The 15,428-nt window shown below is 48.1% G+C and carries 12 protein-coding genes; 11 read left to right on the plus strand and 1 reads right to left on the minus strand.

From position 1 onward, the window contains the following. Positions 1-29: 29 nt before the first annotated feature. From nrdJ to ACFYU8_RS14325, 3 genes are all read left to right on the plus strand, one after another. The gene (gene nrdJ, locus ACFYU8_RS14315; protein ID WP_390300414.1) at positions 30-2,291 is read left to right on the plus strand and encodes a ribonucleoside-triphosphate reductase, adenosylcobalamin-dependent; all 2,262 of its coding nucleotides are present in this window, start codon (positions 30-32) and stop codon (positions 2,289-2,291) included. A gap of 607 nt (positions 2,292-2,898) precedes the next feature. Further along, on the plus strand, positions 2,899-3,330 hold the full coding sequence (locus tag ACFYU8_RS14320) for an acyl-CoA thioesterase (protein WP_390300412.1): 432 nt from the start codon (positions 2,899-2,901) through the stop codon (positions 3,328-3,330). A gap of 2 nt (positions 3,331-3,332) precedes the next feature. Next, on the plus strand, positions 3,333-3,728 hold the full coding sequence (locus tag ACFYU8_RS14325) for an FxsA family protein (RefSeq protein ID WP_390300410.1): 396 nt from the start codon (positions 3,333-3,335) through the stop codon (positions 3,726-3,728). 77 nt (positions 3,729-3,805) lie between these two features. On the opposite strand, the gene ytvI is transcribed toward ACFYU8_RS14325, so the two are convergent. After that, complete coding sequence (gene ytvI, locus ACFYU8_RS14330; protein ID WP_390300408.1) at positions 3,806-4,936, minus strand: sporulation integral membrane protein YtvI; 1,131 nt, start codon at positions 4,934-4,936, stop codon at positions 3,806-3,808. Positions 4,937-5,360: 424 nt separating this feature from the next. Here ytvI and citZ point away from each other — a divergent pair, with 424 nt between their 5' ends. From citZ to ACFYU8_RS14370, 8 genes are all read left to right on the plus strand, one after another. Beyond that, on the plus strand, positions 5,361-6,473 hold the full coding sequence (citZ, locus tag ACFYU8_RS14335) for a citrate synthase (protein ID WP_390300406.1): 1,113 nt from the start codon (positions 5,361-5,363) through the stop codon (positions 6,471-6,473). A 151-nt stretch (positions 6,474-6,624) separates the two neighbouring features. Next, on the plus strand, positions 6,625-7,908 hold the full coding sequence (gene icd, locus ACFYU8_RS14340; RefSeq protein WP_390300404.1) for an NADP-dependent isocitrate dehydrogenase: 1,284 nt from the start codon (positions 6,625-6,627) through the stop codon (positions 7,906-7,908). A gap of 50 nt (positions 7,909-7,958) precedes the next feature. Then, a complete protein-coding gene (gene mdh / locus ACFYU8_RS14345) occupies positions 7,959-8,897 on the plus strand; it encodes a malate dehydrogenase (protein WP_390300402.1) in 939 nt (312 codons plus the stop codon). 709 nt (positions 8,898-9,606) lie between these two features. Further along, on the plus strand, positions 9,607-10,302 hold the full coding sequence (locus ACFYU8_RS14350) for a response regulator transcription factor (RefSeq protein ID WP_007725334.1): 696 nt from the start codon (positions 9,607-9,609) through the stop codon (positions 10,300-10,302). A 13-nt stretch (positions 10,303-10,315) separates the two neighbouring features. Next, positions 10,316-12,079, plus strand: a complete 1,764-nt coding sequence (pnpS, locus tag ACFYU8_RS14355) for a two-component system histidine kinase PnpS (RefSeq protein WP_390300400.1) — start codon at positions 10,316-10,318, stop codon at positions 12,077-12,079. 107 nt (positions 12,080-12,186) lie between these two features. Further along, entirely contained in the window at positions 12,187-12,843 is a 657-nt protein-coding gene (phoU, locus tag ACFYU8_RS14360) for a phosphate signaling complex protein PhoU (protein WP_390300398.1), read from the plus strand. Positions 12,844-12,989: 146 nt separating this feature from the next. After that, on the plus strand, positions 12,990-14,078 hold the full coding sequence (locus ACFYU8_RS14365; RefSeq protein WP_390300395.1) for a PRK06851 family protein: 1,089 nt from the start codon (positions 12,990-12,992) through the stop codon (positions 14,076-14,078). A gap of 92 nt (positions 14,079-14,170) precedes the next feature. After that, on the plus strand, positions 14,171-15,115 hold the full coding sequence (locus ACFYU8_RS14370; RefSeq protein ID WP_390300393.1) for a VanW family protein: 945 nt from the start codon (positions 14,171-14,173) through the stop codon (positions 15,113-15,115). The last annotated feature ends 313 nt before the right edge of the window (positions 15,116-15,428 follow it).

A 15,428-nucleotide genomic window follows, 5' to 3' on the forward strand; every position in this document is an offset into this window, starting at 1 on the left:
AGAGAGGAAAGATTCGAAGGAGGAACGATATGCTGGCGACCGAAACCGTATCCCGTACCCAATTTTTGCGGGATGAATTCTTAGATCAATATCCTGATTTTCCGATCCATATGAGTCCTCTGGGACAATTTGTTTACTACCGTACTTATTCTCGCTTTGTACCGGAAAAAGGAAGACGGGAAACGTGGAAAGAAACGTGCCGCCGCTCGGTGGATTACAATATTAAGCTGGCTTATCAGCATTTGAACAAAATCGGAATGTACGCCGATTCACGCGCGATGGAAAAAGAGGCAGAAGGTCTGTTTGACAACATGTTTAACCTTCGCCAGTTTTTGTCTGGTCGTACCTTGTGGGTTGGCGGTGCGGACAACGGCGTAGCCGATTTGTATCCGTTGGCGAACTTCAACTGCTCCTTCTTGAACATCAAGTCTTGGGATGACTTGGGCGATCTGTTCTATCTTCTCTTGGTAGGAACGGGCGTAGGCTTCAAATGCACGAAGGAAATGGCTGCTGGACTGGGCCCAATTCGTACGAATGTTTCGCTGCTTTCTTCTGAATACAGACCGCTACCAAAGCATCAACGCCTGGAGCGTTCTGAACTGAATGTACTGGATAATGGCTTTGCCAAAATTTATGTGGGCGATAGTAAAGAAGGCTGGGTAGAATCCCTTCGTCTCTACCTGCAAATTTTGACAGATACCACTTACGAACACATTCACACCGTGAAAATCTCTTATAACAGTGTGCGCCCGAAAGGCGAGCGACTGAAGCGTTTTGGCGGCACAGCTAGTGGTCATGAACCGCTTCGCGAAATGTTTGAAGGTATCGACAAAGTGTTGAAAAACCAAATCGACCAGCATTTGGCATCAATCAAGAGTGATGAAAAAGGATACGGCAAAATCCGTCCGATACATATTCTCGACATTGGAAACCTCATCGGGGCAAACGTCGTTGTAGGTGGTGTGCGCCGTACAGCGGAAATTTTCCTGTTCGATCACGATGATTACGAGTGCATGCTGGCGAAATACGGTATCAACGGCTTCTGGACAGAGGATCAGCTGAACCATCACCGTCGTGTGGGCGAGCTGTTGGGAGAGCACAAGCCTGTATGGTTTGACAGCATCCAAAATGTAGGAGACGGACGCTCCGGTCTGGATCACCGCCGCATGTCCAACAACTCCATAGCGTTTAGGAAACAACCGTCCAAGCCATTCCTGAACCTCGTGTTTACGCTGATGCAATTGGAAGGGGAACCAGGCTTCATCAATCTGGAAGAAGCGAACCGTCGTCGTCCAAATGCAGAGGGCTTGAACCCTTGTGCAGAAATCCTGCTCGATTCTTATGGCGTCTGCAACCTAACAACAGTCAATCTGGTTGAATTCGTGAAGGATCGCGAGGATGGCTCCAAGTATCTGGATCTCGATGGCTTGCTGGAAGCACAGCGCAAATCTGCTCGTGCCGGTCTGCGTATGACGCTGGTTACGTTGGAGCTGCCGCATTGGGATACCGTTCAACAGCGTGACCGTCTGCTCGGAACCTCCCTTACTGGTGTGAAGGATGCGCTGGCATCCCTTGGCTATACAGAAGAGCAAGAGCTCGAACTGCTGCGCCAGCTTGGCGATGCTGCTCGTGACGAGGCGAACCGTTATGCGTATGAGCTGCGTGTGAACTCTCCACTCTTGGTAACGACCGTGAAGCCGGAAGGTACGCTGTCTCAGGTAGCTGGTGGTGTGTCCAGCGGTCTGCACTGGTCACATTCGCCGTACTACATCCGTCGCATTCGTATCAATGCCGAGGACCCATTGGCAAAAGCGGTACAAGCTCTCGGCTGGACAGTCAACCCAGAGGTAGGATCGCCAGGAGATACGTATGAAGAACGCATGGCAAATGCACGTACACTCGTTATCGATTTCCCTGTAGCATCAGGTGCAGAAGAAACGAAGAACGAAGTAAGTGCAAAACGCCAATTCGATACGTACTTCCGTTTCCAAAAAGAATATACAGAGCACAACTCTTCCAATACCATTACGGTACGCAAGGAAGAGTGGGTAGAAGTAGAAGAAATCGTTTACGACAACTGGGATAATTTCGTAGGTGTATCCTTCTTGCAATTGGATGGCGGAAACTACCAATTGGCTCCGTATGAAGAGTGCACCGAAGAACAGTACGAGGCATTGAAGCAGTCCATGAAGCCGTTTGATCCTGCGATTTTGCAGCAGTATGAAACCGGCGGAGAGGCTGATCTATCCACGGCTGAATCTTGCGAAGGCGGGGCTTGCCCGATTCGTTAAGCGAACCGAATAAATAGGAGACAGGGGGAGACTGGAAGAAACAGTCTGTCCCTGTTTTGTTGTATGCGGCTGTAGTGAAGAGAAGAATATTTCCAGTCTAGGCTCCAGGCTCCGTCCTGCTGGGGCTAAGACTGCCCGCTCCGAAGGGATTAGCGGGGAAACGCAAAAGTGGTGGCCGCTTAGTCGCACGGGCACGGTTGCGTTTCTTTTGCCCGCTAATCACTTCTCCGCTTGGTAGGACTCCACAAGTCGCTACGTCTGGAAATATTCTTCTCTAGCGTAACTGCTGGGCATTCTTCATTGTTTTAAGTCTTTTAAAACCCGTTTAATCATGGAAAGCTCGTAGAGGAAACAGGAGAAAAAAGCGAAGATCTTTGGTACACCGACCGAGACGTAATGCAAAAAGCGAAACACGCCCTTAAGCGGCACCTCTGAAATACATCCTGAGTGGACCACTTTGGACGCGGTTTCGCTTTTTGCATGGAGGCGGGCAGTGAATCCCTCAGCGGGTGGGACAAGAATGCGTTTTCTCCTATTTCCTCCCACCACTACAGCCACGTAGGGAGACTATGGTACAATCATTTTATAGAGAAAGGAGCGATTCAAATTGACTCCCATTATTCATTCCCATCGATTGCGTGTCCGCTATGGCGAAACCGATCAGATGGGTGTGGTCTACCATACGAATTATTTGAACTGGTTTGAAGTAGGAAGAACAGAATTGATTCGCCATGCAGGGATCACCTATCGAGAGCTGGAAGAAAAAGGCGTACTTCTGCCTGTCACAGATGCCAACATCTCTTACAAACAGCCCGCCCGCTATGACGATGAGGTAGAAATACGGACGAGAGTAAAAGAGATTAGCCCTGTCCGTCTTACTTTTGCCTACGAGATTGTTAGAGTATCTGACCAACAGCTGCTGGTGTCAGGAGAGACAATGCACGTATTTACCAACACAGCTCTGAGGCCGATTCGCTTGTCGCGAACGGTGCCTGACATATACGATTGGTTGGACTCCCAGCATAAAGGAGGGGAATAGGCATGTTCCGCTTTTTTGCCATTCTGTTTGTCGTTGCGTTTGGATTAGAGCTTTGGGGGCTTATTACCATTGGTTCGTGGATCGGTGGTTGGAATACAGTCGTACTAGTCATTCTCACGGGGATCTTGGGAGCTTGGCTCGCGAGGCAGCAGGGGATGCGAGTATTCCGGATGGTCCAACACCAGCTGGCACGTGGGCAAATGCCTACAGATTCGCTCATTGACGGTGTTTTGATTTTAATCGGTGGTATTTTGCTGTTGTTGCCTGGATTCGTCACGGATGTGATCGGACTGGTCTTCCTCATCCCGTACACACGGATGATTATCCGTCATCTGCTGAAGCGCTGGCTGTGGAACCTCATCTCGTCCGGTCGTGTTCAATTGTTTTTTCGCCGCTAGTACAGATACTCCATATAAAAAAGAACCGCTTCGAGCTGTGTGACAAGCTGCTCGCAAGCGGTTCTTTTTACGTTAAGTCAGGTTTTCTTCCCACGGATGTAGCCCCAAACATCGACGAAGACGTTGGCTTTTACCAGAGCATTGATCATGACGAGGGAAACAGGTCCGATGATCAAGCCCAAGAATCCGAACAGCTGGAGGCCGACAAACAGCGCGACCAGCGTGAGGAGCGGATCGAGACCGACGTTTTCCGCAACGACTTTTGGCTCGATAATTTGACGGAAAATCAAGACGATCCCGTACAAAATGGACAAGCCGATGACCATCGTGTAATTGCCTTTGAAAAACATGTAGATGATCCAAGGGACAAAGACGGTTCCTGTGCCAAGGTAAGGCAAGAGATCGACCAAGCCCGTGATCAAGCCAATCGTAATCGCGTATTCCACACGCATGATCAACAGACCAATAATCACGATGGCAGCAGTTAAGGAGATGAGAGTCAGCTGTGCCTTGACAAAACCGAACAACGCATTGCGCAAATCGATAAAGATTTGATCGAGACGGCTGTTTACTCCTTTTGGCAAAAGTCGGCGAGCTCGTGCTTCCCAAAGAGCAAAATCTTTGGAGATAAAGAAGGCACCCATGATGGAAATGACGGAAACTGTCGCCATATTCGGGAGTGAGACCAGCAGGTTTTTCAATCCATCCAGGAATTTGACGATCAAGTTCTGTCCGACATTCGTGATGGTCGAGATCGCGCTGCCTACTGTACTGGCAAGCTTATCCTTATAACCTGGGTCAAGCTGTTCGTAAAACCACTGAATCTGATTGTAGATGCCCATCAAGAAGTCTTGAGAAATCGTATTTTGCAAATAATGGGCCAGCTCCTGTGAAACGACTGGCAAACGTTTGGCCAGCTCTCCGATTTCCACGACCGTTTCCGTGATGATCAGTGTGACCACTCCACCAGCGAGCAGCATCAAAACCAAGAGCGCGATAATGACGGAAAGCCAGCGTGGAATCCTGAACTTTCTAGTCATGAACGTAACTGGCTTGTTGATGATGAGCGCAATGACTAAAGCGATTATAAATGGGTACAGTAAGGGTGTTGCATGTTGAAATACCCAAATCCCTACATAGACAAGCAGGCAAACCCATAACAAGCGAATGATCTGAAAGAGGCGCTCTACCCAGTTTTCCTGATTCAAACGATTTCTCCTTTCCGCCGCGAAGGTGCGAACAAATTACTGATGTTTCTATTATGCAGCATGCCCGATAGGTGGAGCAAGAATCGCGAAAAAACAAAACTCCGTTTCACCCTTCGAAACATTTTTTCGCCAACCTTATTCACAAAATCGCAATAATCTTTTATAATTGGGTCGTCTTAGTGGATTCTTTTCTCTCGCCTCTCCCCTTTCACGAGCGTCATTTTCAAGTATGACCTTGTGAGGATTTGCGTGGATACATTCCCTGTCAAGAGTGGTGGATGAAAGAAACCGCTGCTTACAATTTCATAGATAGGATGTTCAAAAAGTCGTCTTTTTGAACTTGATCAGGGCGTTTATCGGTCATGGCGGACAAGCGAAGACTTGATAAGCACTACTACTTGAGTGGAAAAGGAGAGGGAGTTCTATGACAACTACTCGTGGACTTGAAGGCGTTGTTGCCGCTCAATCATCCATCTGTTCGATCGTCGATGGGGTTCTTTGCTATGGCGGGATCAACATCGATGAGCTGGCAGAACATGCAACTTTTGAAGAGGTTGTATATTTGCTCTGGCATGGAGCGTTACCGAAGCGTGATCAGCTAGACGCTTTGAAAAAACAATTGGGTGAAAATGCAGCAGTGGCCCAAGAAGTGCTGGAAAGCATTCGCCACTATCCAAAAGGCGTGCACCCAATGGCGGCGTTGCGCACAGCTGTCTCTTCGCTAGCGCTCTACGACACAGAAGCGCAAGATATGTCTCCTGAAGCCAACTATCGGAAATCCATCCGTTTGATGGCACAAACTCCTACCTTGATCGCAGCTTACGAGCGCATGCGCAAAGGTCTGGAGCCAGTAGCTCCACGTGCAGATTTTACGATTGCACAAAACTTCCTGTACATGCTCACAGGCCAAGAGCCAACAGAAACGGCAGTAAAAGCGTTTGACGTTGCTCTGATCCTGCATGCTGACCATGAGTTTAATGCATCTACATTCTCTGCTCGCGTATCTGTTGCGACCCTGACTGATATTTATTCCGGTATCGTGTCTGCAATCGGCACGCTCAAAGGCCCTCTGCATGGCGGCGCTAATGAGGCAGTAGCGAAGATGCTGAACGAAATCGGCGGCATGTCCAATGTAGAATCCTACATCCGCACCAAGCTGGATAACAAGGATAAAATCATGGGCTTCGGACACCGTGTATACAAAGACGGTGACCCACGTGCGAAATGGTTGAAAGAAATGTCTAAAGCACTGACTGCGCAAATCGGTCGCCCTGAGCTGTATGAGATGTCTGTCAAAATCGATGAGATGATTTCCGGAGAAAAAGGATTGAAGCCAAACGTTGACTTCTACTCCGCATCTGTTTACATTTCACTCGGTCTTGAAACGGACCTGTTCACACCGATCTTTGCCATCAGCCGTATGTCCGGTTGGACGGCACACATCATGGAACAGTATGAAAATAATCGCCTGATCCGTCCTCGCGCGGATTACACCGGTCCGGTCAACCAACACTACGTTCCAATTGACCGCCGCTAAGAACTCGCTATTTTCGAGCGTGGGGGCAGGTGGTCAGCCAAGCTGATCGCTCCTGAGCGCAAGCTTGAGAACTACCACGAGTGAGTGGTAGTTCTCCTACGTCTGGAAATATTCATAATCACCGATTATATATAACACTGGAGGGATTTTTGTGTTTAAAAACCTGACGCAACCAACTGCAGGCGAAAAAATTACTGTCGATAACGGTAAACTGGTAGTTCCAAACAATCCGATCATTCCTTTCATCGAGGGTGACGGTACTGGCCCTGATATCTGGAATGCTTCTGTTCGCGTTCTGGATGCAGCTGTAGAAAAAGCTTACAAAGGCGAGAAAAAAATCGCTTGGTTCGAAGTATTCGCAGGTGAAAAATCCTTCAACCAATACAGCGAGTGGCTGCCAGAAGATACATTGACTGCTGTTCGTGAATACCTGATCGCAATCAAAGGTCCTCTGACTACACCAGTAGGCGGCGGTATCCGTTCTATCAACGTAGCACTGCGTCAAGAGCTGGATCTGTATGCTTGCATACGTCCTGTTCAATACTTCGATGGCGTTCCATCCCCAGTGAAACATCCTGAATTGACTGATATGGTAATCTTCCGTGAGAACACTGAAGACATCTACGCTGGTGTAGAGTGGGCTGAAGGTACTCCAGAAGTGAAAAAAGTAATCGACTTCCTGCAAAACGAAATGGGCGTGAAGAAAATCCGCTTCCCAGAAACTTCTGGTATCGGTATCAAGCCTGTTTCCAAAGATGGTACTGAGCGTCTGGTTCGTGCAGCAATCGACTATGCAATCGAAAACAAGCGCAAATCCGTTACCCTCGTACACAAAGGCAACATCATGAAGTTCACCGAAGGCGCGTTCAAAAGCTGGGGATATGCACTGGCTGAAGCAGAATACGGCGACAAAGTGTTCACATGGGCACAATACGATCGTATCAAAGCTGAAGGCGGCGACGCTGACAAAGCACAAAAAGAAGCAGAAGCAGCTGGCAAAATCATCGTAAAAGACGTGATTGCTGACGCGTTCCTGCAACAAATCCTGACTCGTCCAGCTGAGTATGATGTAGTAGCAACACTCAACCTGAACGGTGACTATGTATCCGATGCTTTGGCTGCTCAAGTAGGCGGTATCGGTATCGCTCCAGGTGCAAACATCAACTACCTGACTGGTCATGCGATCTTCGAAGCTACTCATGGTACAGCTCCGAAATACGCTGGTCTGGACAAAGTAAACCCATCCTCCGTGATCCTGTCCGGAGAAATGATGCTGCGTCACCTGGGTTGGAACGAAGCAGCTGATCTGATCATCAACTCCATGGAAAAAACCATCTCTGCGAAAACAGTAACATACGATTTCGCTCGTCTGATGGAAGGTGCACAAGAACTGAAATGCTCCGAGTTTGCTGACGCTCTGATTCAAAACATGTAAGATAGATTTGGGTACAAATTTTACACTTACATTTTGGAGGGGAATCGTTCATGGCATTCAACCGTAAAAAAATCGCTGTTATCGGTAGTGGCTTCACTGGTGCAACAACTGCATTCATTTTGGGGCAAAAAGAGCTGGGCGACGTAGTATTGGTTGACATTCCGCAACTGGAGAACCCAACAAAAGGTAAAGCGCTGGACATGATGGAATCCTCGCCAGTATTAGGCTTTGATGCGAACATCACAGGTACTGCGAACTATGAAGATATCAAAGATGCTGATCTAGTCATCATCACAGCAGGTATTGCCCGCAAGCCAGGCATGTCCCGCGATGATCTGGTTAACACCAATGCTGGCATTATGAAATCTGTTGCAGAGCAAGTAAAAACATATGCACCTAACTCTATCGTGCTCGTACTGTCCAACCCAGTTGATGCGATGACGTACACCTTCTTCAAGACGTCTGGCTTCCCGAAAGAGCGCGTAATCGGTCAATCCGGTGTTCTGGATACGGCTCGTTTCCGTACTTTCGTGGCTATGGAGTTGAACGTATCTGTAGAAGACGTAACGGGCTTCGTTTTGGGCGGTCACGGTGATGACATGGTTCCATTGGTTCGATACTCCTATGCTGGTGGTATCCCATTGGAAAAATTGATCCCGAAAGACCGTCTGGATGCGATCGTAGAGCGTACCCGCAAAGGCGGCGGCGAGATCGTAAACCTGTTGGGGAACGGTTCCGCGTACTATGCACCTGCGGCTTCCTTGGTACAAATGGCTGAAGCCATCATCAAGGACAAAAAACGCATTCTGCCATCCATTGCTCTTCTGCAAGGCGAGTACGGCTACAACGATCTCTACCTGGGTGTACCGACTCTGCTCGGCGCAAACGGTATCGAGAAAATCATCGAATTGGATTTGACTGCCGAAGAGAAAGCAGCGCTCGACAAATCTGCTGACTCCGTACGCAGCGTAATGGCTGTTTTGAAATAAGATCCATACATGTAAGACGCCTTTCTTTGGGAAGGCGTCTTTTTACTTGTTTAAGTGGCTTTAGTGGGGGGAAGAAGCGAATTTCCAGTCTTACGCTTCGGCCTCCGCCCCGCAAGGTGGGATTGACTGTCCGCTTCGGAATAAATGGCGGGAGCGCTTCAAACGTAGAAGTTTCGAGGAGGTAGTTCATAAGTGAAGCTTAAATTCCCCGCCATTTTTTCCTACGCTGGGGTGGGCTCCAGAGGCGCTTGGACTGGAAATTCGCTTCTTCTACGCAGCTGTTATTATAAAGTGCTCAAGGAAAAAGCGAGTTAGCACTACGTTTAATCTCTAAATAACTTCTTTGAGCTAACCTTGCAAGACGTTCTAAAAGCCGAAAATCATCCACAGCTGGACGGAAGCACTGTCACATGTTTGGAAGGAGACCGCCCGAACGAAGAGAGGATACAGGCGACTGGAAAACATGTGGCAGGGTTTCACCCCGACCACTACAGTTAGAAGGCGTTTTTGATATAGATACCTTTACCTAAAAGAGGAATACTACTGCCAAGCAAGTTCTATGTGCCCATTCAGTATGTCTTTACAAAAAAATTACTTGTTTTCCGCAATGAGCCTTGGCAGACTGAGTATTGTAGAGAGAAGCATTTTTCAGGGGACGTAGGTTAGAAAATCGAGCGCAAGCATGGCAACGCTAGGGGGAAACAGACAGATGATTAAAGTATTGGTAGTGGATGACGAAGCTTCCATTGTTAAGCTATTGCAATTTAATCTTGAAAAATCAGGATTCCAAGTCGTAACTGCTTTTGACGGTAAACAGGCATTGGAAATGGTTAAAAGCGAGCAGCCTGATTTTATCATTCTCGATTTGATGCTTCCCAAGATGGATGGAATGGACGTATGCAAAACCTTGCGCCAGGAACGCAATAATACACCGATCTTGATGCTTACAGCTAAAGATGATGAGCTCGACAAGATTTTGGGGCTTGAGCTTGGTGCCGATGATTATTTGACAAAGCCTTTTAGCCCGAGAGAAGTCATTGCTCGCGTGAAAGCCATTCTTCGGCGGTTTCAGAACACGCCAGAGGCGACTACAGCGCCTCAAGAGGTGTTGCTCCAATTTGGGGATATTCGCATCTACCCAGAGAAGTACGAGGTGTTCTGTAAAGATGTGAAGGTCGAGCTGACGCCAAAGGAATTCGAGTTGCTCAACTATTTGGCGAGCCACCAAGGGCGTGTACTGACGCGGGATCAATTGTTGAATGCTGTTTGGAACTACGATTTCATCGGGGACTCTCGAATCGTGGACGTGCATGTCAGCCATTTGCGTGAAAAACTTGAAGATGACACGAAGAACCCGAAATACATCAAAACAGTACGCGGATTAGGATACAAACTGGAAGGATAACGGAGGATTTACCTTGACTCGCTTTCGAATCAAACTCACTTTGACTATTTTGGGTTTAATCTCCCTCGTCCTGTTGGTGATGGGGATGTATTTTGCCAAGGTGCTGGAGAATTCCTACCTCCAATCACTGAATGAACTATTGTCTCGCGAGTCAAAGCTCATCGCTCAGGCGGTCCGTTTCCCGGACGTCTTTACCGATGAGGCGACGTTAGCCGAGCGGGTCACACAAGTAGCGCCAACAGATGAAGTACGGATTACCATCATCAACAAAGAAGGTCAGGTGATGTACGACAACTCCTCTCACGCAGAAGAGATGGAAAATCACCAAGACAGACCGGAGATGATGGCAGCGCTAAAAGGGGAAATAGGAGTTTCCCGCCGTTACAGTGAGACGCTTGGCTATGACATGATGTATGTAGCAGTACCTGTTGAACTGAACAATGAAATATTCGGTGTTGTTCGTTCAGCGATGTCGATGAAAGATATTACAGATACGATCTACAAAATGTGGTACAGCTTGCTCACCGGATTATTGGTTACTTTGGTAGTCGGATCGATTGTCGTTTCCCGCATTTCCTTTTCCATTATTCGTCCGATCGAGGAGATTACCCGGGTAGCCCGCAACATTACACAGCGCCAATACGAGAGCCGTGTGAGAATCAAAGCCAAGGATGAGATCGGTCAGCTTGCAGGTGCGATCAACTTCATGGCATCGAGTCTGGAGCAGCAGATGTACGAAATCTCGGAGAATCAGCAGCGCTTGGCAGGTGTGCTGACCAATATGACGAGTGGTGTGATTTTCATTTCAGAGCAGCGTCGGATCATGCTGGTCAATCCAGCTGTTGAAAAGCTGTTGGGGACCGCTGGACATGAGATCGTAGGGAAGCTGCATATCGAGGCAGGGAAGAGCTTTGGGCTCAGCCAATACATCGACAGGTGCCTCGATAGAAGTGAGAAATTCCGCCAAGAGGTACACATCTATTACCCGCAGGAACGCATTCTTGACGTGAATTTTGCTCCCTATATTAACTTCAAGGGGGAATCAAAAGGCGTGGTCGTGGTGCTGCATGACATAACCGACATTCGCCGTCTGGAGAAGATGCGCAGTGACTTCGTAGCAAACGTATCGCATGAGCTACGAACGCCGATTACCTCGATCAAGGGCTTCACGGAGACCTTGCTAGAAGGGGCGATGCAGGACGAGGAAACATGTCGTAACTTCCTGCAAATCATCTCGGATGAAAGCGAGCGGCTCTACCGCATGATTCGCGATATTTTGGACCTGTCCAAAATCGAGCAGAAGCGAATCCCATTGCAGCTGAGTCAGGTTCATTTGCAGGATCTGGTCAGTTCAGCGGTTGCCATCATGCATGACCAGGCACAACGCAAGGAATTGACGATCACACTCCCTTCACCGAAGCCTGATATATGGCTGATGACGGATAAGGATTGCTTGCAGCAGATCATCTTGAATCTGTTGACGAATGCGATCGTCTACACGCCAGAAGGTGGAAAAATCAGCGTCAAGACACAAGCAGACAGCGAAAACATCACGATTCAAGTCATGGATACCGGGCTCGGCATACCGGAAAAGGAACTCACGCGTATTTTTGAGCGGTTTTATCGTGTAGACAAAGCGCGTAGTCGCGATTCAGGTGGAACAGGTCTGGGCCTCGCAATTGTGAAGCATCTCGTGGAAAATTTGCACGGACATATCAGTGTGGAGAGCAAGGAAGAAAGAGGGACAACCTTCACAGTTACACTCCCCCTTACCTAAAAAACAACTGCTGAAACATTTACACAAACAAAATAGTAGCTTTACTTCTACGATACAATCGCCTTGTACCATTTGACATGTCAGACAAAAGAAGGGGGAAGAGGGAAATGTCACGGCAAGCTTTTGAAGAACAGCAGGATGTACTGCACCGCAAGCTCATGACGATGGGCACATTGGTGGAAGAAGCCATTCATAAATCTATTAAGAGTCTGGTCGAGCGGGATGCTGGGCTAGCTGAACAGGTTATCGCAAACGATCCAGTGATCAATGAGTTGGAGCAAGAAATACAGAGCGATTGCTTTCGTCTCATTGCACTGCAGCAGCCAGTCGGAGGTGACTTGCGACGCCTGGGAACAATGTTGAAGCTGGTGACGGATTTGGAGCGAATGGGTGATCATGCCGTTTCCATTGCCAAGACGACCCGACGCTTGATGGCGGACCCGTACGTGAAACCTCTCATCGATATTCCGATGATGGCTGATCACGTCAAGGCTATGGTGCGTGATTGTTTAAATGCGTATATTGCACGCAACAAAGACGCGGCAGAAGAGATTGCTGCACGCGACGACATTGTTGATAAGCTGTACTCTACGATTTTCCATGATCTGATTGAGTTGATGACGAAAAACAGTCAGGCCATTTCACAAGGTACGCATTTGCTCTTGGTCGCGCAATATTTGGAACGGATTGCCGATCATGTCACGAACATCTGCGAATGGATTATTTATATGTCTACTGGTAAAATGACGGATTTGAATAAATAATACCCGAATGACAAAAAGCCGCTGTGAGCTACGAATAATAGCTTGCAGCGGTTTTTCTATCCTTGTAGACAGACGCCTATTTCTCCTGTTGTGCATACAATACATCGTTTCAACCGCAGCGAGAAGATGTACAGGAGGGAAAGGCAATGACGAAAAAAGTGCGCCATATATACGCCGCAGGGAACACTGCGCGAGGATACAAGACGTTTTATGACTCCGTATTGGAAGGTTTGGAGCGCGTTTATATTTTGACAGGAACAGTGGAAGGAATTACATCGCCACTGATCGAGTCGATTGGCAATCAAATGGCACGAAAAACAGACGAAGTGGAGTGGATTCATTCCCCTTTTGTGAACGGACAGTTTGATGGTGTCATATTTCCTCAATATAAAGTAGCAATCATGGATGGAAGCTATCCGCGCATGTGGAGACCGGCTTCCCCTGGCGTAACTGAAATTCAGGTCAATCTACAGGCAATGGTAGATGTTGATCAGCTCGTGAATTACAAAGACCGGATCGCCGCCTGGTACGAAGAGATTTTTAGCAAGAGTGAAGAGGCTTATCAAGCTTTTGGCGAAGCACTGCACATCCATGATGAGTGGGAAGCCCCTTATATTGAAAACCTGAACAGGGAAGAAGCCAATCGCGTCACGGAAGAAGTCGTCGCGTTATTCTTCGGGGAGGAGCAGCTAGAGAAGAAAGCAAAAGTTCGGCGTATGTACTTGGGGGCAGCCACTCCACAGGGACCTGTCGATCATATCATGAAGCTGACAGACCAATTGGAGAAGCGTTACTTCATCAAGGGCAGACCAGGCTCTGGCAAGTCAACTATGCTGAAAAAGCTAGTGAAAGAGGCCCAAACACGTGGTTTTGATGTGGAAGTGTACCACTGTGGTTTGGATCCACACAGCCTCGATATGGTGATTGTACCCGAGAAGAGCCTCGCTATTTTTGACAGCACCGCTCCGCATGAGTATTTTCCGAGCAAAGATACGGATGAGGTCATTGATATGTACGCACGCGCAATTACCCCAGGAACCGATGAGAAATATGATGAGGAATTAATGGATATCAAGGTAAGGTATACTCAAAAAATAAAAGAGGCCACAGCCAATCTTGTCGCGGCCAAGGAGCTGCGTGACCAGTTAAACAACACGTATCAGGAAGCTGTTGACCAGCAGCGTTTAAAGGCTGTCTCACAAGCGCTCGTAAGCAGACTGACAAAGATGGGCTAATCGTATTCGGATCGTAGAATGAAACCCGTTCGACTGCTCATACTACAATAACGGAAGATGATCGTTGTTGGAGAATGGAGGTGAGCAGCCGGATGGGTTTTGCTATGACGTTGGCTCTGTTACTGTTAATCAATCCGCTCGACCCAACCAACTTTTTGCAGATAGAGATGGAGGACAGGACGGTAGCTATTCTCAATCGGGCTGATTATTCTCTTCCCTTTGATGGCGTTCCTTTGGTTGATGAAAGCAAGCTTGCGCGCATGGTGGAAGAGATGGCGAAAAAAGCCCACATCGAGCCCATCAATGCGACGATTAATAACGCCGGGGCTATTGTTCCAGAAACCAAGGGAAGAAGGTTAGATGACGCGGTATTTCGCGAACGTTTTTACGATTATTTTTACGGTACGGGAGCCGCAAGCATGAATGTCAGCTACAAAGAGGTATTCCCGAAGGTAGACAAGGCTCTCATGAGTCAGGTTCGGAAAAAACGGATCGGACAATATGCGACCTATTTCAATGCGGGTAACCGAAATCGTGTACACAACATTAAGCTCGCTTCGCAGGCGATTAACAATAACGTCGTACTGCCAGGAGAAATTTTTTCTTTTAATAAGGTAGTGGGCCAGCGTACGAAAGAAAAAGGGTATTTGCAGGCGCCCATCATTGTCAGAGGAGAGCTGTCAGAAGGCATCGGGGGAGGAATCTGCCAAGTATCGTCTACTTTGTTCAATGCGGTAGACCAGGCAGGTTTGCACATTATGCAGCGCTATTCGCATAGCCGAAACGTAGCGTACGTACCCCCAGGCCGAGATGCAACGGTGAGCTGGTACGGCCCTGATTTTGTATTTCAAAACAAATACGCCTATCCTGTCTTGATCCGTGCGATCGCGAGCAACGGAAGCATGTACGTGACCGTTCACTCTTTTCCTGAGATTGAGCATGAACCGCGTAATGTACCAAGTGTTCGCCGCACAACTCCTGAGGAAGCACCGGATGCGCCATCTATTTTGAATGAAAATGAACCGACAATCCCTTGATGGTAAAGGGGGTGTCGGTTTTTCTTTTTTAGTACGAGGCTGCGGTGGGGAGAAGAATATTTCCAGTCTAGGCTCCAGGCTCCGTCCCTCGGGGATGTTTAGACTGCCCGCTCCGAAGTGATTTGCGGGGAAACGCAAAAGTGGTAGCCGCTTCGTAGCATGGGCACGTTGCGTTTCTGTTGCCCGCAAATCACTTCTCCGCTCGGTAGGACTCCACAAGTCGCTACGTCTGGAAATATTCTTCTCTGTCGTAACTGATTACATTCTTCCATCTTTTTAGGCATTAAAAAATCGGATCAAACGGAAAGCTCGT

The organism is Brevibacillus sp. NPDC003359 (assembly GCF_042878995.1).
Lineage (GTDB): Bacteria > Bacillota > Bacilli > Brevibacillales > Brevibacillaceae > Brevibacillus.